This is a genomic window from Azotobacter tropicalis, assembly GCF_059739045.1.
This window is the reverse complement of the sequence record NZ_AP046060.1, coordinates 51,647-74,241: the sequence shown is the minus strand read 5'-3', so window position 1 is coordinate 74,241 and position 22,595 is coordinate 51,647. Positions and strand designations below refer to the sequence as shown.

At 60.3% G+C, this 22,595-nt stretch carries 23 protein-coding genes and 4 pseudogenes; 18 read left to right on the top strand and 9 right to left on the bottom strand.

Going from position 1 to position 22,595, the window contains the following annotated elements:
• The first annotated feature begins 100 nt into the window (after positions 1 to 100).
• Entirely contained in the window at positions 101 to 1,033 is a 933-nt protein-coding gene (locus tag Atro_RS22330; RefSeq protein WP_497927935.1) for a substrate-binding domain-containing protein, read from the top strand.
• 31 nt (positions 1,034 to 1,064) lie between these two features.
• On the top strand, positions 1,065 to 1,292 hold the full coding sequence (locus Atro_RS22325) for a hypothetical protein (protein WP_497927934.1): 228 nt from the start codon (positions 1,065 to 1,067) through the stop codon (positions 1,290 to 1,292).
• A 44-nt stretch (positions 1,293 to 1,336) separates the two neighbouring features.
• Here the strand turns inward: Atro_RS22325 and Atro_RS22320 are convergent, their stop codons facing one another.
• Entirely contained in the window at positions 1,337 to 1,462 is a 126-nt protein-coding gene (locus Atro_RS22320) for a hypothetical protein (RefSeq protein ID WP_497927933.1), read from the bottom strand.
• Between the two features lie 76 nt (positions 1,463 to 1,538).
• On the opposite strand from Atro_RS22320, the gene Atro_RS22315 reads away from it, so the two are divergent.
• Together Atro_RS22315 and Atro_RS22310 are read left to right on the top strand one after the other, a co-directional pair.
• Positions 1,539 to 2,723, top strand: coding sequence for a YncE family protein (locus Atro_RS22315; RefSeq protein ID WP_497927932.1), 1,185 nt, complete (start codon positions 1,539 to 1,541; stop codon positions 2,721 to 2,723).
• 227 nt (positions 2,724 to 2,950) lie between these two features.
• Positions 2,951 to 3,390 (top strand): annotated as a pseudogene (locus Atro_RS22310) (transposase); the annotation flags it as partial.
• Between the two features lie 22 nt (positions 3,391 to 3,412).
• On the opposite strand, the gene Atro_RS22305 reads toward Atro_RS22310, so the two are convergent.
• Complete coding sequence (locus tag Atro_RS22305) at positions 3,413 to 4,726, bottom strand: IS4 family transposase (RefSeq protein ID WP_497928014.1); 1,314 nt, start codon at positions 4,724 to 4,726, stop codon at positions 3,413 to 3,415.
• A 517-nt stretch (positions 4,727 to 5,243) separates the two neighbouring features.
• On the opposite strand from Atro_RS22305, the gene Atro_RS22300 reads away from it, so the two are divergent.
• A complete protein-coding gene (locus Atro_RS22300) occupies positions 5,244 to 5,918 on the top strand; it encodes a hypothetical protein (RefSeq protein ID WP_497927931.1) in 675 nt (224 codons plus the stop codon).
• The gene (locus tag Atro_RS22295; protein WP_497927930.1) at positions 5,911 to 6,576 is read left to right on the top strand and encodes an RES family NAD+ phosphorylase; all 666 of its coding nucleotides are present in this window, start codon (positions 5,911 to 5,913) and stop codon (positions 6,574 to 6,576) included. The genes Atro_RS22300 and Atro_RS22295 overlap by 8 nt, the downstream gene beginning before the upstream one ends.
• Positions 6,577 to 6,688: 112 nt before the next feature.
• Here the strand turns inward: Atro_RS22295 and Atro_RS22290 are convergent, their stop codons facing one another.
• Both Atro_RS22290 and Atro_RS22285 read right to left on the bottom strand, forming a co-directional pair.
• The gene (locus Atro_RS22290; protein ID WP_497927929.1) at positions 6,689 to 6,823 is read right to left on the bottom strand and encodes a hypothetical protein; all 135 of its coding nucleotides are present in this window, start codon (positions 6,821 to 6,823) and stop codon (positions 6,689 to 6,691) included.
• 289 nt (positions 6,824 to 7,112) lie between these two features.
• Positions 7,113 to 8,076, bottom strand: a pseudogene (locus tag Atro_RS22285) (S49 family peptidase).
• Between the two features lie 428 nt (positions 8,077 to 8,504).
• Here Atro_RS22285 and Atro_RS22280 point away from each other — a divergent pair.
• The 5 genes from Atro_RS22280 (at position 8,505) to Atro_RS22260 (ending at position 14,004) form a co-directional block, all read left to right on the top strand.
• Positions 8,505 to 10,292 (top strand): PRTRC system ParB family protein, encoded by a 1,788-nt coding sequence (locus Atro_RS22280; RefSeq protein WP_497927928.1) that lies wholly within the window; start codon positions 8,505 to 8,507, stop codon positions 10,290 to 10,292.
• The gene (locus Atro_RS22275) at positions 10,289 to 10,999 is read left to right on the top strand and encodes a hypothetical protein (protein WP_497927927.1); all 711 of its coding nucleotides are present in this window, start codon (positions 10,289 to 10,291) and stop codon (positions 10,997 to 10,999) included. The genes Atro_RS22280 and Atro_RS22275 overlap by 4 nt, the downstream gene beginning before the upstream one ends.
• 105 nt (positions 11,000 to 11,104) lie before the next feature.
• Positions 11,105 to 12,367 carry a hypothetical protein gene (locus Atro_RS22270; protein WP_497927926.1) on the top strand — a complete coding sequence of 421 codons (1,263 nt, stop codon included), beginning with the start codon at positions 11,105 to 11,107 and terminating at the stop codon, positions 12,365 to 12,367.
• A 162-nt stretch (positions 12,368 to 12,529) separates the two neighbouring features.
• Positions 12,530 to 13,243 (top strand): hypothetical protein, encoded by a 714-nt coding sequence (locus tag Atro_RS22265; protein ID WP_497927925.1) that lies wholly within the window; start codon positions 12,530 to 12,532, stop codon positions 13,241 to 13,243.
• Positions 13,240 to 14,004: a PRTRC system ThiF family protein gene (locus Atro_RS22260; RefSeq protein WP_497927924.1), complete on the top strand. Its 765-nt coding sequence runs from the start codon at positions 13,240 to 13,242 to the stop codon at positions 14,002 to 14,004. Before Atro_RS22265 ends, Atro_RS22260 begins: the two co-directional genes overlap by 4 nt.
• A 75-nt stretch (positions 14,005 to 14,079) precedes the next feature.
• Here Atro_RS22260 and Atro_RS22255 read toward each other — a convergent pair whose 3' ends face one another.
• On the bottom strand, positions 14,080 to 14,649 hold the full coding sequence (locus tag Atro_RS22255; RefSeq protein ID WP_497927923.1) for a hypothetical protein: 570 nt from the start codon (positions 14,647 to 14,649) through the stop codon (positions 14,080 to 14,082).
• 26 nt (positions 14,650 to 14,675) lie between these two features.
• Here Atro_RS22255 and Atro_RS22250 point away from each other — a divergent pair, with 26 nt between their 5' ends.
• On the top strand, positions 14,676 to 15,098 hold the full coding sequence (locus tag Atro_RS22250; RefSeq protein ID WP_497927922.1) for a hypothetical protein: 423 nt from the start codon (positions 14,676 to 14,678) through the stop codon (positions 15,096 to 15,098).
• A 56-nt stretch (positions 15,099 to 15,154) separates the two neighbouring features.
• Here Atro_RS22250 and Atro_RS22245 read toward each other — a convergent pair.
• Positions 15,155 to 15,756 (bottom strand): annotated as a pseudogene (locus tag Atro_RS22245) (O-methyltransferase).
• A gap of 74 nt (positions 15,757 to 15,830) precedes the next feature.
• On the opposite strand from Atro_RS22245, the pseudogene Atro_RS22240 reads away from it, so the two are divergent.
• The 4 genes and pseudogenes from Atro_RS22240 to Atro_RS22225 all read left to right on the top strand — a co-directional run.
• Positions 15,831 to 16,517: pseudogene (locus Atro_RS22240) on the top strand (DUF4942 domain-containing protein); the annotation flags it as partial.
• 28 nt (positions 16,518 to 16,545) lie between these two features.
• On the top strand, positions 16,546 to 17,628 hold the full coding sequence (locus Atro_RS22235) for a DNA methyltransferase family protein (RefSeq protein ID WP_497927921.1): 1,083 nt from the start codon (positions 16,546 to 16,548) through the stop codon (positions 17,626 to 17,628).
• Positions 17,629 to 17,805: 177 nt separating this feature from the next.
• A complete protein-coding gene (vapB, locus tag Atro_RS22230; RefSeq protein WP_040107521.1) occupies positions 17,806 to 18,036 on the top strand; it encodes a type II toxin-antitoxin system VapB family antitoxin in 231 nt (76 codons plus the stop codon).
• A gap of 14 nt (positions 18,037 to 18,050) precedes the next feature.
• On the top strand, positions 18,051 to 18,449 hold the full coding sequence (locus tag Atro_RS22225; RefSeq protein WP_091014386.1) for a type II toxin-antitoxin system VapC family toxin: 399 nt from the start codon (positions 18,051 to 18,053) through the stop codon (positions 18,447 to 18,449).
• A 305-nt stretch (positions 18,450 to 18,754) separates the two neighbouring features.
• On the opposite strand, the gene Atro_RS22220 is transcribed toward Atro_RS22225, so the two are convergent.
• Positions 18,755 to 19,153: a type II toxin-antitoxin system YafO family toxin gene (locus Atro_RS22220; RefSeq protein WP_497927920.1), complete on the bottom strand. Its 399-nt coding sequence runs from the start codon at positions 19,151 to 19,153 to the stop codon at positions 18,755 to 18,757.
• Between the two features lie 42 nt (positions 19,154 to 19,195).
• The gene (locus Atro_RS22215) at positions 19,196 to 19,366 is read right to left on the bottom strand and encodes a hypothetical protein (protein WP_497927919.1); all 171 of its coding nucleotides are present in this window, start codon (positions 19,364 to 19,366) and stop codon (positions 19,196 to 19,198) included.
• A gap of 326 nt (positions 19,367 to 19,692) precedes the next feature.
• Here Atro_RS22215 and Atro_RS22210 point away from each other — a divergent pair, with 326 nt between their 5' ends.
• Together Atro_RS22210 and Atro_RS22205 are read left to right on the top strand one after the other, a co-directional pair.
• Positions 19,693 to 20,508 (top strand): IS5 family transposase, encoded by an 816-nt coding sequence (locus Atro_RS22210; RefSeq protein ID WP_497927918.1) that lies wholly within the window; start codon positions 19,693 to 19,695, stop codon positions 20,506 to 20,508.
• Positions 20,509 to 20,614: 106 nt separating this feature from the next.
• Positions 20,615 to 21,646 carry a hypothetical protein gene (locus tag Atro_RS22205; protein WP_497927917.1) on the top strand — a complete coding sequence of 344 codons (1,032 nt, stop codon included), beginning with the start codon at positions 20,615 to 20,617 and terminating at the stop codon, positions 21,644 to 21,646.
• A 165-nt stretch (positions 21,647 to 21,811) separates the two neighbouring features.
• On the opposite strand, the gene Atro_RS22200 is transcribed toward Atro_RS22205, so the two are convergent.
• On the bottom strand, positions 21,812 to 22,549 hold the full coding sequence (locus Atro_RS22200; RefSeq protein ID WP_497927916.1) for a hypothetical protein: 738 nt from the start codon (positions 22,547 to 22,549) through the stop codon (positions 21,812 to 21,814).
• Positions 22,550 to 22,595: the final 46 nt, after the last annotated feature.

Here is a 22,595-nt window from a genome sequence, read left to right as displayed (position 1 = left end):
CAGCTTCCCTTGACACCACTTATTTCTTGAGTTTCACTGAAAACGGTTTCATTGCGCAGAACGCCAGCCCATAACATCAAGAATAAGAGGTTTTCGGTCCGTGAATGAAGTGGCCAAAGCCGCCGACGCCTCCGCCCTGCGCATCGAGCAGGCCATCGAGCGCCTCGACTACCGCCCGAACCAGATGGCCCGCGGCTTGAAGCGCGGCCGCACGCGCCTGATCGGCATGCTCGTCGCCGATATCCTCAACCCCTATTCCGTAGCCGTGATGCATGGCGTGGAAATCGCCTGCCGCCAGCACGGCTACAGCCTGATGGTGTGCAACACCGACCCCGGCACCGAACAGGAAATCCACCACCTGGCGGCCCTGCGCTCCTACAACGTCGAGGGCCTGATCGTGAGCACCCTCGGCCACCACGCCGGCGAGCTGCAGTCCCTGCACAGCGAACCACCGATGGTGCTGGTCGACCGCAAAGTAGAGGCGCTGGAGGTCGATCTGGTCGGGCTGGACAACCGCGACGCGGTGCGCCAGGCCCTCGATCATCTGCAGCAGCGCGGCTGCCGCGACCTGCTGCTGGTCAGCGAGCCGGCTCGCGCCAGGAGCGCGTCGAGACCTTCAGGGCCGAGATCACCCGGCGCCCCTGCTCAAGGGCCAGGCGCTGCAGACCGGCGACGCCTCCGGCGCTGCCCTGCGGGACTTCCTCGCCGCCCCCGGCCCAAGGCGCTGTTCGCCGCCAACGGCGTGGCGGCCCTGGCCGCCACCCGGCAGCTGCGCGAACTCGGCTGCCGGCTGTTCGAGGAGATCGGCCTGATCGCCCTCGACTGGTATCCCCTGATGGGCAGCGGCATCACCGCCCTCATCCAGCCGACCGCACGGATCGGCACGGCCGCCCTCGAGTGTCTGCTCGACCGCCTGCAGGGCAGGCTGGACGCCGGCTCGCCAGGTCGATTTCAAGGCTCAACTGATCGTCAGAGGTTCCACCCACCCCCGCGGCTGACCGTCCGCCGGCAGTTTGTCGGTGCGTTCGGCTAAAAATGAAACCGGTTTCAGAGGAATAACAATAATGCCCCTCTACCCCGTCTCCGTGAGTCTTTCCAGCTATGGCGCCAGCCTGGTGCTCGAGCACGGCCAGGCCAGCTTCCTGCCGCTGCTGGCCCTGGCAGGCGCGGTCCGCGAGTTGGGACTCGAGCACGCCGCTCGAGCTGTGGACCGAACAGGGCCGGCTCGCCGATGCCCTCGCACCGACCCTGGCGCTCGCCGGCGCCTGCGGCGTGCGGCGCATGCTGGCTGAAGGTCTCCCTCGGCCATTACCGCGCCGGCAACGATCTGTCCGAGCTAGCGTTGCAGCTGGCCGGCCAGCTCGTGCAGTTGCTGGTGGAGAACGACCAGACCGCCCAGAGCGGGCACCTCGAGGCACTGCCGGCGCTCTTCGCCGCAGCCGAGGCCCCGGGATCTGGACATTCGGCATGACCTTCGACATCGGCAACTGGCTCTGGCAGGAACAGCCGGTAATAACTAGACTGTAAAAGGATATGACATGCTGAAGCTCAGCCAGTTGGCACGCACTATATTATTATTGAGTTCTGTTGCTGGTTTATCACCTGTCGCCACCCAGGCTGCCGACTTGATTGTATCGGCCAATGATGGGAAATACCTGCGGGTAGATGGCAAGGATACTTGGCCGCGAAATGCGAGCCCAGACACATTGACGGTACTGGATGCTAGCACCCTCCCCTTCAAACCACTTAAGACCATTCCGGTCGAGTTCGGTATCCAGGGGCCGCCACAGGCGGTTGCCATCACTCCGAATGGCCAACTAGCTTTTGTCGGCGCTCCGACACGTTATGACCACGATAACACCAGACTGGTCACCGATAACTTCGTACAGGTCATCGATCTTGAGTCAGATGCGTTGGGCATTACGAAACTGTCATTGCCTACACATCCACAGGGGATTGCGGTAAATCGTACGGGAGACTTGGTTTTGGTTGCCGGGGTCGATGGTTCTCTGTATGTATTGACCATCGATGGTAAACAAGCCGTGCTGATAAATTCGATCAAGCTCAGTTCCGGGCGTCTTGCGGGCATCAGTTTTACCCATGATGGGAAACATGCCCTAGTTGCTCTGCGCGATCAGCAAGGCGTTGCCGTTGTTGATATCAATGGCCACGAGGTAAAGGATAGCCTGGTGCGCCTGAGCAGCGGGGTTGCGCCCTATACCATCGACGTTTCAAGCGATGGCCGCTGGGCGGTGGTCAGCAACGTGGGCCTGGCCGGTTTAGCGGGCAGCGATGGGAAAAGACTGGGGGATACGGATACGGTCAGTCTAATCGATGTATCGAGCGTACCCTTCAAAACCGTACAATATTTGAATGTTCCATCAGTGCCGGAAGGTGTCGCCATTTCACCTGACGGCCGCTGGATTACCGTTCTGTCGATGGACGGTTCCAACTTGACCAAAGACAATCCCGGACGGAAGGAAAAAGGCAAGCTTATTCTTTTCTCCCTGAAAGACGGGGTGGCCAAACAAGTTTCTGAAGTTCCTTCTGGCATCGCCGGGCAAGGTGTGGCCTTTACTCAAGACAGCCAGTATGTCATCGCTCAGCTCAATGTAGAAAAGCAGTTGGCCATCTACAAAATAGAAAACGACAGGCTACAGGATACCGGTACCCTGATTCAGCTGGAGGCCGGCCCGGCCTCCATCAGAACCATGCCTCGCTAATACTACCGTATCGTCGGCGCTAATTGGACAAAGAGGGCTGGTTCGAGAATAGCTTTATTGTTGGCTCCGCATTGCCCTGTATCGCAAGAAACGAGCGATAAAGGGGCGAGGCCTTAGCTATTTCATCCGGTACCATCACGTTGTTGAGATACCGTCGGCGAATTGCCAAGAGCTGTTGTGCGAAGCACTCTGACGGTACTGCGGCTGACGATCGATAGGAAGTAGAGGTGAGCCTGCATCCAACTCCCATAGATCCGACTCCTGTCGAGACCGAGCGTGTGGCCCGTGCGGCATTCCCCCGGGGTACGGTGATCACACGGCTACGCGACGAGTTTGCCGAGCTGTACCGTGACGAGGACTTCCAGACCTTGTACCCGCGCCGAGGGCAGCCGAGACTGGCTCCGTGGCTCCGTGGCTCCGTGGCTCCGTGGCTCCGTGGCTCCGTGGCTCCGTGGCTCCGTGGCGTCTAGCGTTGGTGACAGTATTCCAGTTTCTGGAGCACTTGAGCGATCGACAGGCGGCCGATGCGGTGCGATCACGCATCGACTGGAAGTACGTACTGGGACTGGAGTTGTCGGATCCCGGTTTTCATTTCAGTGTGCTCACTGAGTTTCGAGCGCGGCTGTTAAATACTCAAAGCGAGTACCTGTTGCTCGACAAGATGCTTGGGCACGTCAGGGCCAGCCCTTTCAAGGTCTTTTACTTTTCGAGGCCTTGATGAGGCGGTCGGTGGAGACATGGGCGCGAGCCGTCGCGGCATCAACCCAGGCCTTGGGCTTGTCCACCTTGGGGCCGCGCTTGCTGGTGGCCACCTGGCCGGGCTTGATGTGCCGTGCCAACTCCAGCAGGCGCTGTGCCAGTGTGCTGGCCGAATCGTCGCCCCCGGCGGGCCAGTGCTCCACCGGCAGCGCGACGAGCATCCCCTCGTAACGGCTTCTGACCTGCACCGCCAGGTGGTAGGGAGACGCCTCCCAGCCCTCGGTAAGTCGTTCGCGATGGGCCTGTTCGACGCTGCGCTTGAGCACCGCCAGGAGGTTGTGGGCCAGCACCGCCACGGCAAACCCCAGCAGCGCCGCCCGGGGATGGCCCAGCCTGCGGATCTCACTCTGCAGGACCGACTCCAGACGCTGGAACATTCCCTCGATACGCCAGCGCCGACGGTACAGGTCGGCAATCTGCCGGGCGTCGATCGTCGCGGGCAGGTTGCTCCACAGCCAGAGCACGGACTCGCCCGACTCGGTCGGCGTATCCAGCTGCAGCTCGATGCGCCGCCACGGCGGCAGCCCTTCGTCCACCTCAATAGCCTGCTCGCGCGTTCGCCCCGTTGCCGTCCTCCCACCGTCCTGCCAGGTGCCTGCCCGAACGATGGGGGGATGCTTGCCGTGCTGGCGGACGATGAACCCCGCCTGGGCGTCCTGGCAGCGCTGGAGAATCGCTCGCGTGCAGAAATGCCGGTCGGCGATCCACAGCTGTCCCGGGCCGACACCGTCCAGCAGCGGCAAGACACCGGTGCGCTCGCTTTCGTAGACCTCCTCGCAGGCCTGCAGGTCGACGACCTGATCCAGGTCGGGATCGTAGACCACCAGCGAGTGCCCCGGCAGGGCGGCGGCGCGCTGGCCACGCAGCGACGCCAGGCGTTTCTCCGAGGCCGGCAGATGGTTGCCGTCGACGATGCGCACCTGCCAGCCGGGCAGGCAGGGCGCTGTGCCCAAGGCCGAGACGACCGGCTCCAGGCGCTGGGCGCTGCCCTGGACCAAGGCCCGCAGCAAGGGCGGCTCGGTACGCCTGACCTTGTCGTACAGCGCCGCCAGCGATACGGGCAGGTGGTCCATCTGGCGCGCGGCGGCATGCAGCGAAGGGCGCAATCCCAGGGAAACCAGCGACATCAGCTCGACCACCGTGGAAAACAGCAGCTCGCGTGGATACTGGCGTTGCCGGTGAGTCTCGAACACTTCGTCGATCCAGGCGGCCGGCATTGCCTGTTCCAGCGCCAGACGTGCCATGACGCTGGCCGGTGCCTGCCTCTCGAAGCGCGCCAGAACTGCATCCCACATCGTCTTACCCTCCCGCTTGATCATCGGAAGAGTTTACGCAAACACCTTGAAAGGGCTGGCTCTAAGGCGCCATCCTGGCGGCTCAAAAGCCGCCCATTTTCACCCACAGGGTCAAAATTACTTCGGCGTCAGGGGGGTCATTTTTTTACGTCGGCGCTGACAACTTCAGGCACTCCAAAATCGCCTATGCGGCATGATTTGGGGTATTGGATTGCCGGATTAATAGCAGGTCGACCAAGATGTAGCGACAATCCCAGCTATGAAACAAGCCACCCTGCAGCACGTCGTACCGGCCACCGACGCCATTTCCTATGCCGGTTACCGCTTCCCAGTTGACGTGATCGGTGGACTTGCCCCTTCCGTTCCTCACAATCGCCCGGTTGTCGGATGCCCTTGCATTCAGGGAATGTTAGATAGATTATCTTTTAAATAGATAACCTTTATCACAAACCGCACGGAGATGGCCATGAGCTCAAGCGCAGATCATGTTGATATCCGGCACACCCTTGAGGGTAAACCAACAGAGGTCTCCGCTCGCCTTCTCGACGAGAAAGCGGATCACGTTCTGGCGTTTACCGTAGATCGCGTGCCCGACGAAGAGTGGCAGGCGTTCAGCAAGTCGCTCACCGCCGCTGCTCGCCTGCTGGCCGATCGAATGATCAGGAACAAGAAGGAGACATTCGAGAGCATCATCTCTACCCTGACGCCCAAGACCCCTATTCGGGCTACGCTCCTCAGGGAAGCGCAGATGGTCGCTAGGGCCAGGCGGGCCATCCTCGAAAGCGGTGACTGGTTGTCTGCGTCTGATATTGCGAACCTGTGCGGATACAGCGGAACCAATCCCAGCGCCCAGCCAAACCGCTGGAAGCGCGAGGGGAAGATTTTCGCCATCCAGCACAACGGCAATGACTACTTCCCCGCCTACGGCTTGGATCCGCATGATGGTTATCGCCCATTGAAGGCGATGACAGTCGTTCTGAAGACCTTCGGTGATACGAAGGACGGCTGGGGGCTGGCCTATTGGTTTTCCTCGGTAAACAGCTTCCTGGGCGGCAAGCGACCACAGGATCTACTGGCCACTGACCTTGAGCGCGTGATCGCCGCCGCGAAGGACGAGTTGGAAAGCGTGGCTCATGGATGAAGCCTGGAAAGGAAGGATCGTTCCCATACCCCCATCCGAGCTTCATGTGACAATCATCACCGTGCCCGCTGGCACGGTGATGCATCGAATCCATTCCGACGAGTTCTTGGCTACGCAATTTAACCCCGGGCTGCGCGGCAATGCCCGCTTCAGCCCCATCAAGGATGCTCAGGGCAACCGGATTCCGACCTTGTATGCAGGTACGACCTTCGAATGCGCAGCAATGGAGACTGTCTTCCACGACGTTCCGTTTGCACCTGGCCTGAAGAACTACGCCAAGGGCAAGCTCGAAGCCCAACTCCACTCCAAGATTACGAATGAAGGCGACCTTACCCTAGTCGACCTGACCAACAAGCCACTTCGTAAGCTGGGAGTGAGGCGCGCGCACCTGATTGAAACGGAGAAGGACCAGTACCCTTATACCCGCCTATGGGCAGACGTGATCTATGCACAATGCCCTAACGTGCAGGGGCTTTACTGGGTGTCGAGGCAAGACGACCAAGCCTGTGCCGTTATGTTATTCGGAGACCGACTACCAGAAGGTGCGCTTCACGAGGTTGGCGCGGGGCGGTCTCTCCTTCAAGACGAGCTCACTTACTTGGCGTTGCTCGACCTTGCAGACTTGATCGGCGTGAACATCGTTCCCGGGAAATCCTGAACGTTGCCAAGATGCAAATCGCGCATGTCCGCTAATTGCTCGAGCCTCATCAGTATTTCCCCCATCAGGCCCTGTGCAGCAGGGTGGCGCTAGATCCGCCCAGCTTGGCCACCTAGCCTTGCAGGCGCTGCGCGTCGTCCAGCTCGATCAGTTGGTGGTTTGTCAGCGCGTCGAGATAGACGATCAGCACCGCCAGGCTCTCGCGCTGCATCACGTAGAACACCGTGGTGCGATCAGCCCCGGACAACCTTCAGCACCTCCCAATTCGGCTGCCGGCCGTCGCGCAGGCGCGCCAGGTGCATGGCGAAGCGGCTGGACCGAGCAGCCACGTCATCGAGCGTTATCATCTTCTTTCCTGGTTAGTTCATTACAGGCTGTCAGTGCTCAGTGCTGGCGCCGCTGCAGCACCGCAACCACCCGATAGGCCTGGCCGCGCCTCTCCAACTTTCTCCCCGCGCGTGCCACGGCACAGCTACGCATCCAGCGATAGGACGAGAGGGCGGAAAGGATCTCAGCGAGATGCCTAGGCAGGTACCTTAATTGCCGAGCACCTTTTGGCTATTGAAGGCCTCCTGCACGCGTTGCATGGCTCCACTGGCAAGGCCGGCGCCGATCGAAGCCCCGAGTCGATCGGCCAGACGCGCCAAGGGATTGGGCTCCTCGTTGAATTCCTTCAGGTGCTCGGCCTGAATGACGTCGCGTGCCACCGTCTCGATCGAGCCGAACTCGTCGATCAAGCCAATGGCCTTGGCCTCCGTGGCGTTCCAGAGGAAACCGCTGAACAGATTCGGGGTGTCCGCCTTCAGGCGCTCGCCCCGGCCGTTCTTCACCGCCTCGATGAACTGCTCATGGGTCCGTTGCAGTTGGGCGTTCCAGAGTTCCACCTCGTCGGGCTTCTGCGGGCTATAGGGATCGAGCAGGCTCTTGTGTTCGCCGGACGTGTAGTTGCGCCGCTCCACGCCGAGCTTTTCCATTGCGCCCACGAACCCGAAACCGGCAGAGGTCACACCGATGGACCCCACCAGGCTCGTCTCGTCGGCGTAGATGGCTTTGGCTCCGGCGGCAATGAAGTAGCCGCCCGAGGCCGCCAGATCGCCGACCACGGCATACAGCGGCTTCTCCGGATACTTTTTCTGCAGGCGCTGCATTTCCCGGTAGATCTGATGCGACTGCACCGGACTTCCCCCGGGCTGTTGATGGACACGATCACGCCCTTGGTTCTTTCGTCCTCGAAGGCCTTGCGCAAGGTCTCGTTTATCGTCAGATACCCGGTATTTTCATCGTCCTTGATTTCGCCGCGCACCGTTACCAGACCGGTATAACTGTCGTACTTGTCGGCTTTGTCTTTCGGGTCATACAAGGTGAAAACCGCCAATGTGCCGGCCAGATAAGTAAAACCCAGGCACTTGAAGAAAATTCCCAGCGACGGGTCCTTTTCCGCTCCTGCAAGTTTTCGCTCATCAGCTCCTTGAGGATGCTCCCTAATTCTTTATCGTCCATACCACGTCCTGTTCAACCATAAAAGTTGGTGAAGTCGGTGCGTAAGTGTAGCCAGTCGGCTCCGCGCCAAAGGAGCGCCGCGTGCCTCCAGCTCCCATGCCCTGCCGGCCAACGGACTTGTCCCTGAGAGAAAATCCCCCTGGCTTGACTGAGACGCCTGTGGGCTGGGCCAAATTCCCAACCAGGGCAAGATGGTGCGCTCGACACCCGGGCGAAAAGGTCTGGCCACGCTCAGAAAATATGTTTTCCGGCCAACTCGAAATTATCTTTTCGCCTGAAAACCCAACTAACCCATCAGTGACAACTATTTAATGCTGTCTCGACTGCGCCTTAAAAAGTTGCCAATAAAGTTGCCGATATGGGCTTGGGTTCTTTCAAGTGCATGAGAGGCTGCCTCTACACGTTAAGCCAATGCCTCGGAACCCACTATGTCTGCAACTCATGATACTACCGATATTAAACACCTGCCGGTTTCCCGTATTCGCCGCAATCCCAACAACCCGCGCAAGGGGCGCAACCCCGAGCGCTACGCGCACTTCAAGCAGAGCGTCATGGCGCAGGGCATTCTCCAGCCGATTCTGGTGCGCCCCATTCAGGGCGATCCCGAACATGACTTCGAAATCGTCGCCGGGGAAACCCGCTGGCAGGCGGCGACCGACTGCGCCATCGACCTGATCCCGGCGCTGGTGCGCGCCATGAGCGACGAGCAGGCACGCATCGCGGCAGCGGTAGAGAACATCCAGCGCGCCGACATGACCCCCATCGAGGAGGCCAACGCGGCGGCCGAGCTGCTGCGCCAGACCGCCAACGACCATGAGGAGGTCATGCGCCTGCTCGGCTGGAGCCGCACCAAACTCAATGCGCGCATCCTGCTCACCCATGCCAGCGAGGCCGTCGCGCAGGCGCTGGTGGCCGGCCAGATCAAGCTGGGCCACGCCGAACTGCTCTGTCCGCTGGGCCACGCCGATCAGAACATGGTGGTCGCCAAGATCGTCGAGCAGGGCATGAGCATTGCCGAGGCGCGAGAGCGGCTGCTCAAACTGACCCGCCGCCTCGATCAGGCGCGGTTCGACACCGGCGGCTGCACCGGCTGCGCTCACAATTCATCGGCGTTTGCCGACCTGTTCGACACCAGCGTGGGCAATGGCCAGTGCCAGAACCTGACCTGCTGGAACGCGAAGGTCGCCGCGCATCTGGAGCAGTGTCTGGCCGACGCCAAGGCCGAGCACGGCGTGGTCTATCGCTCCGACGAGCTGCCCGCCGAGGGATACCAGACCATCGTCACGGACGGGGCCAAGGGCGTGGGCCATGAGCAGGCGGCGGCCTGCCGCTCCTGCGCCAGCTACGGCGCGGTCGTCAGCACCCGCAACGGCGAGGAAGGCGGGGTCACAGGCCGCTACTGCTTCAACCCGACCTGCCACGGCGAAATGGTCGGCAAGTATCAAGCGGCGGTTAAGGCTGCCGCACAGGCGACCCCGGCGCCCGCTCAGGGAACGGCCACTGCTGGGGCACCGGCTGGCCAGCCGGCGAAAGGCCCGAGCAAGCCACGCACCCTGCGCACGGCACTGCGCAAGGTGGCCCACAAAGCCCAGGTCCAACTGGCACACCGCTTCATGGTGTCCCATGCCGCCTACGGCTATGCCCAAGCCATCTCCAGCGTGGTGCAGGACATTGGCAGGGACGTGGCGCCGGGACTGACCGACAAAATCCTCAAGGCAGCAGGCGTTCCCGAGCGGCCCGCCACGGCCAAGGCGCGGGTGGCATGGATTGCCGATCTGGCCCGGCTCGACGAAGCCAAGCTGCTGGCGCTGCTGGCGCAACTCTCCGCCTTGGCGCTGTGCCGCACCGTCGCCCAGGACGACTTCGACCACAGCGAAGCGGCGATGCTGGCCGCCGAGGTGATCGGTCGCCACCGCCTCGACCCCCGCGAGGTGTTCGCCGTGGACGCCGAGTACCTGAACCTGCTGACCAAGGACGAACTGCTGGCCGAATGCGCCGCTGCCGGCTTCGACCGCGCCTACGAGGCGGCACACGGCAAGGGCGCATTCAAGAAGATGGTCGGCGCCAGCAAGGTGAAGGAACTCGCGCAGACCCTGCTGGCGCCGCTGGAGGGCTTTTCGTGGCAGGGGCATCTGCCGGCCTTCCTCAAACCCGCCGCTCCCAAAGGCGCCGACGCTGCCCCATCCACCCAAGCCGAAGCATCCGAAGCGGCTTGATCGCCCCACCCCACAATCCAAGGAGGAATCCCCATGTCTTTTTCTCTGCCATCGCCAACGCCGTAGCCGGCGCCGAACCGGGAAAACGCCTGTTCATCGAAGCCGTGGGCGCCGGAGACGGAAACATCCGCCTGATTCTCACCGCTGACGTGGGACAGGTGCCCAACGATGCCACGCCCGAGGTGGCCAAGGTCTACGCCCTGATGGCCCGTCCGCTGGTGGTGGTCGGCACCCCGGAGGCGGTGGAGGCGGCGCTGGCCGGCAAGCTCGGCCAGATGCGCGAGCGGCTGGACGAGGGCAACGAGGTCCTGGACGCGCTGCGCCAGCTCAAGGCGCAGGCCAAGAGCAGCGCCGCCAAGGCAGCCAGCACGCCGCCGAAGCCTGCCGAGGCCGATGAACAGGCCGAGCCTGCCGCCCCGAGCGCCCTGACGACGCCCCGGCTCCCGCGCCGCAACCCCTGTCCATTGGCGATGCGTTCTAAGGGAGGATCGAACCATGACCGCGACCGTCATCACCCTCAGCCGCGTTTTCCGCTTCGGGGGCCGCGACCTCGACGATCCCAGCCCCGACATGACCCCGGCAGAGGTGCTGCGCCACTACGCCCGCCTGTTCCCCGGATGCTGGGGGCCAAGGTGATCGAGCCGGTGCTCGAAGGCGACAAGCATGTCTACCAGATCAAGGAGGCCAACTATGGCGACAAGGGATGAAGCCATCGCACGGCTACGGGCATGGGCGGGCGGCAACGCCCGCCCCCTCACCGACCCGATGAACACCTCCCACTACGCACTCGACCCGGAACAGGCCAAAGCACTATGGGAACTCGCCTCCAAGCCCAGTGGCAACCCGCTGCCTACCGATTCCCAGCGACCTCCGCTGCCCCGCTGACGACGCTGTTCGCCCTGCCGAACCCCACGGCAGGGATGCGGGCCTACCGGGATGCGGTGATCGAGCGCCGCTACCGGCTCAGGGAAAGCGAACTGCCGGCCCGCGCCGAGTTCCTGCTCGGCTGCGCGCTGTCCGGGCTGGTCAGCGACGCCACGCTGGAACAACTGGCCGGGCACGGCACGCGGGTCCAGATGGAGCAGGCCATCGACGAGGCGATCCTGCGCTTCGGCGCCTCGGTGAAAGTCCGGCGCCGGGCCTTCACCAAGGCGGCCAAGCGCCGGCTGCGCCGGATCGACGAGCGCCCTGACAGCCTGCCGGACCTCGATACGCTGGTGCTGATCGTCGAGGAAGCCCTGCGGGCCGACCTGCTGGAACCCAACCAAGCCCTGCGCCTGATCGACGAGGGCGAGCGCGGCATCCAGTCGCTGGCGCTGGACACCCTGCAAGCCATCGACGACCGCCTGCCGCCGGGTTACGGCGCAGCGCTCTACACCAACGGGTTGTCGATCTACTGCCACGACGCCGAACACCTGTGCCTGAATCTCCCCACGGACGAGGCGCCCGCCTCGCACGCCCTGCGAATCGCCGTCATCCATGCGCTGTTTGCCATTTCCGAGTGCATTGCCGCATTCCACGATCCGCAGACCATGTTCGACCTGAGCAACCGCTATCTGTATTACCTCGACGATATGTGGAGCCACTTCAAACCCTTGATCGAGGGAAAAGACCGGGACGAGATTTATAATATTCTCTCGAAATGCGACCGTACAAAATGGGACTTCGAGCCCTATATCCTCGGTGAGGACGATCCACAGGAAATTATTCCCGGCTCGGAATCCTTCGACCGTCTGGTCGATATACTCTCCGAAGTCGAACAGTACCAGCGCCTATTCAATATTGCCGCCAACGGCTATTTCCAAGAATTCGAGGCCACCTGCCAGTTCCAGATAGAACTCATGCAGGGACAGGCCCGGACCTACCCCGAACATGCCGGCGTCTATGCCGTGCTCGCGGAGGCGTTCAGCGCCGCCGCCAAGTTCCGGGCAGCGGGAAAGCGACTGGAAGATATATACGAGTCGCAGAAGGAAATGATTGTCGAGGAACAATCCTCCCCGAAGAAGGCATTGCACTGTTCGGCGGCCTGTTCGTCTTTCCCTGCGATAACTTCGGCGCGCTTGGGGATTTGGTAGACGATGATATAAACCACTTATATCAAAACATCGGCGGCCCCCATATCACGATCTTGGCCGAACCGGGCGTTTTGTTGGATATGGCCATTCCTATTGTTGATGCCATTCACGAAGCCTACCGCCTCATCAAACGGATCGAAACTTCATTGGAAGGAATTACCCATGTTGGGCATTAATACCGAGTCCATCGCCCTGCTGCTGCATCGCAACGAAAAAAGCGGCACGGTCGAAGTGACCAGTCACAAGATCGTTCCCGCCCCGGAGGCCGGTTTTATGCTGGGCGCCGGTCGCCTGTTCAACCAGCAGGACAAGACGGCCATCGTGGAAATCCTCAGCGGGAACAAGGAGTCCATCGCCTTCGTCCCCGATCAGGTGCTGGCCCGCGACGGCTCCGGCTTCAACATGGTCTGGTTCACCCCACCCCAACAGGCCGAGGTGCATTTCCGCGAGGCGGATTACCGCGTGCCGCTGCCCCTGCTGATCTACGCCAAGTTCGAGGGCCAGCCGCTGCGCGTGTTCGCCGCCAAGGGGCGTGCCCGCCCCACGCCCGAGACGAAACTCTGGATCGCGCCGCTGGGCAATATCAACACCAGCGGGACCATGTGCGGCGGCAATGTGAGACAGGAGGAGTTTCGCGGGCGCGACGAGGACCGGGCCGCCTGCGAGGGCTTCGCCGTCGAGGCCCGCGCCACGCATTTGGGCGATACCCCGCCGTTGAAGGGCGTCGGCAGCCAAGCGGCCTACGAGGCGTTCATGGCGAAGCTGCATGAGGAACAGGCCCGCACCTTTCCGGCCAGCCGCCTGCTGCCGGCCAAGGCCCGCAACGGCGAGCAGTACACGCTGGCCGACCTGATCCGCGCAGGAGGCCGCCCATGAGCGCTCAGGCCCTGCTGGCCCCACAGGAAGTCTGGTTCGAGGCGCCGGAGCGCTGGATGAGCGATGCGGTGCATCTGGTGGTGATCGGCGCCGGGGGCAACGGCAGCGAGGTGGTGGACTGTCTGGCCAGCTTTCATCATGCCCTTATCAGCCTCGGCCACCCCAAGGGCCTGAACGTCACGATCATCGACGATGCCGTGGTGCGGGAACCGAATCTGGTCCGCCAGCGCTTCTGGCCCTGCGATCTGGGCCAGTACAAGGCGGTGGCACTGGCCAACCGCTACAACCTCATGCTCGGGCTGGAGTGGACCGGCCTGCCCTATCGCTTCCCCGGCCCGGAAACCGAAAAGGCCATCGCCCGTGCCGACCTCATCATCACGGCGGTGGACCTGCCCTCGGCCAGACGGGCGCTCGCCCACTACGACGACTATTTCAAGCCGTCCTGCATGTGGCTCGACCTGGGCAACGGGCACCGGCATGGTCAAGCGGTGTTCGGCGCGCTCAGCCCCCGCCACCGGGAGCGCTATCCGTGCGTGATCGACGTTTACTCGGAGCTGGCCAGCCTCAAGGACGATCCACGCAAGTCCTGCTCGGCCGCCGAGTCGCTGGGCACGCAGGACTGCCTGATCAATCGCGCCGTCACCACGGCGGGCATGGGCATCGTGTGGGAGCTGCTGCGCCATGGGCGCACGGCGAAACACTGCCTGTCGATCAGCCTCGAAACCGGCGAACAGATGGCCGCCAGCTTCCCGCCGCCCTAGCGCCAGAGCGGTCAATTGGACCTTTGATGCAGGCCGGAACAGGGGAAATGTTGTAATAATAAAATCTTTTTCCACTTAATTGGCCATCAAATCCATGAATATCGACATGAAAGAAGTAGTAAGAAACAACGAAACCGTCTGACAGGTGAAGCTGACCGGCCGCTGCACTTCCGCTGCCAACCCGAGGCCGAGGCTTTCGCCGAGCGGTTGGCCACCCGGATCGAGGCTCCCCATGCCTTGCCCGAAACCTTTTTCGACGGCGATAGTGAGTTCGTCGCGTCGGAAACGGACTAGCTGGCGAGCGGCATGCTGGTCCAGCGCATACCACCGCCAGTGCCTATGCCCAGCCGCTGATCGTGACCGGCACCTCGTCGCGCTGTCACTTTTCCCATAAGGGATCGGCGTAGAAGCCTCGATTTTGCAGGCATCTCCCCCTTTCTCAGCGCCCTGCTGGCTCAAAACAGCGTAGTGGCAGAAATGCCTCCTTCCCAACCAGAAGGCGCGGACTTCCCCTCTCGCCGTCGCGCCGATCCCCAGCGCAATACACCTCTCCTGGCTGGGAAGCCGCTTGGCTGGATGCCCAACGCTCAGCAGAAAGTTGGGATTTGGGTTTTCCCAAACGGGGGCCAGCATCGAGGTGAACATACCTTGGGCCAAACCAGGAGGCCGAAATGACGGAGAAAAAAGACGCCCCGAGCGAGCAGTTTGCACTCGAACTACCGCAGGCGGAGGATGAAAGGGCCGGGGATAATCTGCTGGCCTCGCACTTCCGCCTGAAAGTTCCTTGTATCGAATGCCCACTGCTCAAGACTCGGCAGAATATAATTCCTCCCAAGGAGTTGGAGAAAATGATTGCCGATCTGTTGGCGCACGATTTCTCGACGCGGCAGTGTCAAAGAATTCGCCACTTCAGGGAATATGCGCTCTTGAACAAGAAGGGGAATTTTTCCTCGGATGCGGAGGCCATGTGTGCCGGCGCTGCCGCATTCTTGCTCAAGCGCAATAGTCCGACGCTGGGGATGCGGGTGGCTATATCCACCGAAGCCATCCCGCCCGATCATTGGGACGAGGCCAAGCCGCTCGTTATCGACTGAAAGTTTCCCTTGGCACAGTTACCGGCGGCACTCAACGACTGGCCGCCGGTATGAAATCAAACTCTTTCTACCGAAGATGCTTTGACGGCAAGAAACTCCCCTTTCCCAACGGGAACGAGGGAGATTTCAAAGTCACCATCCGAGCGTACCAGGGCAACGAAAGGAGCCATTTCTTCTTCGTGGGACAACGCATTATCCACCACGATCAATCCACCGGGCGGAGGACTCTTTTCAGGTCAGGCCACCAACCGATGTATTCAATACGCTCGGAGTCGAGGAAAATAAAATCCTGTGAAGCGTCGTGAAGCGATTGCAGGAAACGCCCTGCATCGTCAAGAACAGGCTGGATGGCCCCTGAGAGACCTGAGGCCGAAAAGTTCTCCAGCGCCAGCTTAAATTTGTACTCGGCATATTCAACCGTTGTCACTACGCCGCCTGTTGCCTTGGCTGCCTGGGCAAGCCAGAGCGTTGAATAGCCATTTGAAGTACCTATCTCCAGAATGCTGCGCGCCGCCGTTGCTCTCACCAGCAGCGATAAAAATTCCCCTGTATCGCGGGTGATATTCAACATGCGCCTGGAACGCTCAGTGGTGGCGTGATCGTTTTCTTCACCGAATCTTTCCAAGTTCGTTTTTAAGGCTTCCAAGGTGTTATTCATTATTTTCTCCGGTGTTATTCAAGGATAAAGCCTGTGCCGGGATTGTCTTTGCCGGCTTGGGATTGATCGAAGCCATGCGAGCGTGGGGACATACCCAGGAGGCTTGTCCCATGCAACTTTTCGAGCAAGACCGCAACAACTCCCAGCCCATCCTCGGCGATGTGGTCGACCAGTTTTTCGCGCCGGTACAGTTCGACGCCCTCACCCAGCTTGTCAACGAGTTTCAACGGCTGAAGGCCCGAATCACCGAGGTCCACGGCATCGTCACCGAGGAGAAGGTATCCGGCGTGATGGGCTATTTCTTCTCCGGCAACAGCTCCGACCCCTACGGCCACAGCGCCATGCTGCGCCACACCAGCTCCTTCAACGAGATTTTCAACCTCGATGGTGCCCTGAACGACCTTACCGCGACGTTCTGGAGCCGGGCGCTCAGCCTGACCGACCTGCAGGAGCACATGCCACAGGCCCGCCGCAACCAGTGGCATGAGTGCTTGAACGCCTGGCGCCAGCGCGGCTACCAGCGGGGCAAAAATCCCGAGCTGGACATGCCCGAGTTCAGCCTCGACAACCTGCGCGCCACGATCCAGGGGCTGATGGCCCGGCGGGCGGAATTCCTCGCCGAGCGGGTCGACGGCATCTTTCGCAACCTCTCGCGCTCGCACGTTACCAACACGCCCGAAGGCTTCGCCAAGCGCATGATTCTGAGCCATATCTATACGGATTTCGGGACCACCGATCATGACCGTGAGGGCTACATCCACGACCTGCGGCTGGTCATCGCGAAGTTTCATGGGGCGAGACGAGCCCAAGCGCGACACGACGACCCGTCTGCTCAACCTGGCCAAGGCCCACCGGGGCGAATGGATCGAGGCCGATTGCGGCAGCCTGCGCGTGCGTGCCTACAAGGTGGGCACCGCGCATCTGGAGGTGCATCCCGACCTGGCCTGGCGTCTGAACGGCATCCTCGCCTTCCTGCACCCCATGGCCATCCCGGAGAGCGCCCGCACCTGGCCCAAGCGTTCGAAGGCCTGCGGCTTCAAGAACAAGGCCCTCTTTGACCGGCCGATTTCCAATGCGGCGGCCGGCGTCCTCGCCGCCATGGAGCCGTATTTCACTCTTGAACCGTCCACCAGCTTCCGCCGCGAGTACGACCGCAAATTCGTGCCCAACACGCTCTGCGTGCGCTACGGCTCGGCCGAGCTGTCCAAGCACCTGCTCGACGAGGTAAGCGGAGTGCTGGAGGCCTTGGGCGGCGTTGCGTGCAACGGCGGCAAGCACAAGAACCTGCGCTACTGGCAGTTCGACTACAACCCGGAGCAAGTCGTCAAGGAAGTGGCCGTGAGCGGCCAGCTCCCGGACGCCAAGTCGCACCAGTTCTATCCCACCCCGGCCCCGGTCGCCGAACGCCTGGTGCAGTGGCTCGACATCCAGCCGACCGAAACCTGCCTCGAACCGCAAGCCGGCCAGGGCGGCATCGCCGACCTGCTGCCGAAGGACCGCACGCTGTGCGTCGAGGTCAGCCCGCTGCACAGCATGATCCTGCGTGAGAAAGGCCATACCGCGATCGAGGGAGATTTTCTCGCCTGGAATCCCGGCACCCTATTCGACGTGATCGCCTGCAATCCCCCATACAGCGAAGGTCGCTGGCAGGCGCACCTGCGCCACGCCGGCGCCCTGGTCGAGGCGGGCGGCCGTCTCGGCGCGGTCCTGCCGCTGAGCGCCCGCCAGCAGGCGGCAGAGCTGCTGCCGGGCTTCGATCTGGAGTTCTCCGCGCCCATCGACAACGCCTTCGCCGGCACCTCGATCAGCGTCCTGCTGCTGAAGGCCACGAAAGCCAAGCCGAAAGACGTGCAGATGGGCCTTGGCCTGTAGGACGCCCGGTTTTCCGTGACTGCGCCGGGCTTGCGGGTATGGCTCGGTTGGTCTCTGGCAGAGAGTTCCAGGCAGCCACCAGCGGCTCCCGTTCCACCCACACAAAGCATATGTCTTGCATATGCTTTGATCTGTTGCTACATTGCATATGTCCAACATATGTTTGAGGAGGTGAGTATGCGTACCGTCTCTATTTTCAGGAACGGCAAGAATCAGGCGATTCGACTGCCGAACGACATGGCCTATGAAGGCGTCGGGGAGCTGGAGATTACGCGCGAAGGTGACGTAATCACGCTTCGTCCGGTACGGCCAACGTGGCAGTCCCTAGCTGGCGTGCCGAAAGCCGATGCCGACTTTCTACAAGAGCGCCCGACTGTTGTCGGTGATGAAGGCAGGTTCAATCTGTGACTGCGACGACCTACATGCTCGATACCTGCATTTGCTCGTTCATCATGCGGGAACTCCCGGAGTCGGTTTTACAACGGCTGGCGGCAGAGGTTAGCCAAGGCAATCGAATCGTTATTTCTGCCGTCACCTACGCCGAAATGCGTTATGGCCAGATCGGCAAGAAAGCCTCAGCCAGGCATAAAACGCTGGTCGATGAATTCGTGAAGCGGCTAGATGCCGTGTTGCCGTGGGATCAACGCGCCGTAGATGCGACCGTTGAAGTCATGCAAGCGCTGACCAAGGCGGGCACGCCAATCGGCCACAATGACACGGCTATCGCAGGTCATGCGATAGCCTCCGGCTGCACGCTAGTGACAAACAATGTTCGTGAGTTTGGCCGTGTACCTGGCCTTGTACATGAGGACTGGGTTTAGACGCCGCTCCGCTCAGCTATTGCGAAATCGCGCCTCGACCGGCTTAGAACGACCCATTCCGGACGTAGGATGCCTCGAAACCGTCAGACGCGACTTTTTCAACAGAATCGGCCAATTGCTGCCGCTCACAGAGTTATGTTGGTGCCGCAGATCAGGGCGGCGGCTAGGGCTAGGGCTGGGTATGGTTTGCTGCTCACTGGCATATCCGTTTGCGGTGACCGCAGGCGCGGCCGGTACCGGGCACGATAACCTCGGCGTGCTGAGGGGAATAGCAGGAACGAAGGGTGACGACCGACAGTTACGGGTCAGGGCTCGTAGTCCTCTGGAGGCTCGAAGCCGTGCAGCTGGCCGCAAAGCCATGGGTTAACGATGTCCTTTTGCAACGTCCGCACGTAGCCCTGAAATTCCGGGTGTTTGTGAGCGTTTGGACCGAACACTGAAAGCATGAGGAAGCGATTCTCGACGTCGTCATGAGCGTAGAGCAGCCACCTATCGTGGTCGGCTTCCGATTCTTTGACAGTACGGTAGAAAGGGTCGCTGATTGAGCTCCACCGTGCCAGGACGATGGAACTATCCGTTAGCTGCACGTGTCCCAGCGGCTTTTGCCAGAGAGAGGCATCGCGCCCCCAATATTCTGGATGATCACCGCACACCTTGAGGTTATAGAAATCGACGTAGAGGTCATGCCAGTTAGGCAATTGCATGAAGTTATTCGTCACGAAGACGCGCGCGACCGGCACACCGTCTCACTTAGAGGCCGGGAGCTTCCCGGTCTCGACGTAATACTGGAACTGGGCGTCCCCTGCGCGCGCAGCCTCTTGCACCACCACCAGAGGATTACGCTCCTGCTTTTTAACCCGGCGCTTGGGCTTAGTCTCGGAGGTCGACGTTACACGCGTTCCAATAAATTGCATCATGGTGAATCCCTCCTTATAGGGGTTCGTGCTAGCAATACTACGCTCTGACTCATTTTTGATCAATGAGCTCACGACGAAGGACCTAGGTCGGTGCTTGGCGTTGGGCATTGGTACTGAGGCGGCGCCTGAAAATGCCCAGCCGTCCCGCAGGGCCGCGCGTCCCGTACGCTCGCGGGAGTCCGTCGCCAGTCTCTGAATTCCATCTTGGCCCGGCATCATTATTCGTAGCGTCTGCCATTTCTCCCTTGGGAGGTAGCGATTCCCCTGCCTGTCAGGACTCGCCTAGAGCCTGTTATTAACCACTGCTTTGGTTATCGTTTGCAGTTATGCAGACGACAACCCGAAAACCCTACCCCACCGATGTCAGCGATGAGGAGTGGGCCTTCGTGGCGCCCTATCTGGCGCTGATGCCCGAATCCTCCGCCCATCGCGTCCACAGCCTGCGCGAGGTCTTCAATGCCCTGCGCTACATCGTCCGCGGCGGCCTGCTCTGGCGGCAGATGCCGCATGATCTGCCGCCGTGGCAGGTGGTGTATCAGCAGACCCGACGCTGGATCGAGGCCGGCGTCTTCGAGGAACTGCTGCATGATGTGCGCGAGTTGATCCGGGTGGCGGACAAGCGCAAGGCTCAGCCCAGCGCCGTGATCCTCGACAGCCGCACCCTGCAGTCGACGCCGGAAAGCGGCGCACGGGCCGGCTATGACGGGGCCAAACGCCGCAAGGGCTCGAAGGTGCATATGGCCGTGGATACGCTGGGGCAGTTGCTCGCCCTGCGGGTGACGCCCGCCAACGAACAGGACCGCGCCCAGGTGGCCGCCCTCGCCGAGCAGGTGCAGCGGGTGACCGGTGAGGCGGTGGAGGTTGCCTTCGCCGACCAGGGCTACAGCGGCGAGTCGGCGGCCCGACAGGCAGAGGCGCATGGCATCCAGCTGGAAGTGATCAAGCACACGGAAGCGAAGAAGGGCTTCATCCTGCTGCCCCGGCGCTGGGTGGTCGAGCGCAGCTTCGGCTGGATGGCCCGCTTTCGAAGACTGAGTCGGGGCTACGAGCGCCTGGCCTCGACGCTGGCGGGCTTTCACTTCATAGCCTTTGTTTGCCTGATGTTGCCGACTGCTCTCAAGGCCTTGGCAACACCCGGCTGATCAAGAAACGAACGGGTTAATAACAGGCTCTAGGAGTACCTGTTGTACTTATTGAGTTTGATGTAGATTAGCGACTTACGATAACTGCGTGGCATAGGATGGATGTATGGCAGGGAAAGTTTCGCAAACCCTCGATATCAATAAGGTATTGACGAATGCAGTACACTCCATCCAACTTGGAGTAGAAGATTATCAACTTAGTACGTCGGCAAACGGGAATCCAATACGTGCAATTTCTGCCGCTCGAAATTTGTTCGCTGGAGTCCTGCTGCTCTTTAAGTACAAAATCGCCACGCTAGCACGATCATCTGAGCATGCAGCAAGCCTCATATATAAGCCACACAAGTTCAAACCATACACAACAACCGAGGGTGCTATCGAGTGGAAACCTGAGTTTGAGCGCAACAATACAATAGATACTGCCACCATTGAACAGTACTTCAATGGATTGGGAATAAGCACTGACTGGGCGATAGTGAGAAGCCTCCAAAGGTGCCGTAACGATTTAGAACATCTCCACCCGAAACATCCCGTTGAGGATATTAATAAATTTCTCCTTGACCTATTCCCTCTGTTGATGGACTTCATTACAAATGAGATCGAAGAAAATCCGGCAACATTGCTGGGAGAGACATGGGAAGTAATGCTCCAAAACCATGCGTTCTTCAGAAGAAACCTTGATGAGGCATGGGCCAAGTGGCGGGCCTTGGGACTTTTGGACGTTACACTTGATCTTTTCAAAACGTGTCAGTGTGCAGATTGTGGCTCTCCTCTGCTGGAGCCGCACCGCGATGACATACAGGAAGGTTGGCGATACGATGACTCCGAATTCCGCTACCGCTGTATCGCGTGTAACAACTCCGACTCGTTAATCAAGCTCCTTGAAGAGGAGTTAAAACTTGCGAAAGAAAATCCATTCGACGAGGAACCAGTCATTGTCGAGTGCGATGCCTGTGGACATATCATGTTCGATCTGCAAGATGGCTCCTGCCACCTATGCGCATATCAGTACCGTGTACCAAGATGCTCGGGTTGCGACCATTTGCTAGAAGGATACGAAGCAGAAAACGGAACACTCTGCGACAGGTGCGCCGAATACGCACACTACAACGATGAGTATGAGCCTCATATTAGATAATGCGGTAGTGGCTGGTTTCGATAACTCGCTCCCACTTTTCCAGGCACGTCAAAATGACCGCTTCTGGCCGGACTGAGCCGGACACCACCGGCACAGAGCGACCCAAACCTGCCGGTCATGTCTGGTAATAAGCGGCCAAAACGTGTCGTCCATCTCTCTGCAACCCTACACGTCTATGATGGCGAGGATGCTCTCTCTCGGTATACCTACTCCGTCCCCTACAAAGGTATGCGTAAGATGGGTTTCTCCATTCTCAGAAAGGAGGTAGCCCCAAAGTACAGAGCAATAGGTGTTGAGGTCTGTTGTTGCGCCTTTGAACTTCACTACGACTGGCTTCAGCTTTTCTCGAATGATCCCGCTGAGGTCGATTAAGTCGCCACGCCCCACAAGGCTACGTCCCCAGAGATCTTGAATGGCCTCTGGCACCTGATAACGAATGCCGTTCTCACTCGAACTTGCCGCAGCTAAGGTGTTCCAAGCGTAGGGCCCCGTGCCCTTTGCCGTTGAGCCTTCAAGCTCACTTCGAAAAGCTACTATCCTGCGGCTTTCCTGGACTACGGCCTCTCTTTTCTCTTCTGGAATCAACCCCGAGATCTTTTCGATAAAGCACCCGATACCGGCTGACGAGCCAAGCAATCCCTCGTCAAACCACGAGGGACAGCCGTCGTAGCTCGTCGAATGATAGTAAGCGGCATGCGTTAGCTCGTATCGGGGATGTGACTTCAATAGCATGCTAATGACAAAAGGGAAGTAGGGCGATAAAAGCTCCGTATCACTTTTCGCTATTTCGACTACATCAGGGTGCGTAAGGATTCTTTCAATTTCTTTATCTGGTACAGCGTAGATTTTCGCGAGAGATTTGATTGCATCTTCTTCATTATCACAGCTAGGGATGAAACTCATCTCAAAGGCTCCCGGCCTGCTCATTGGAGGTGCGGCCGGGAGAGTA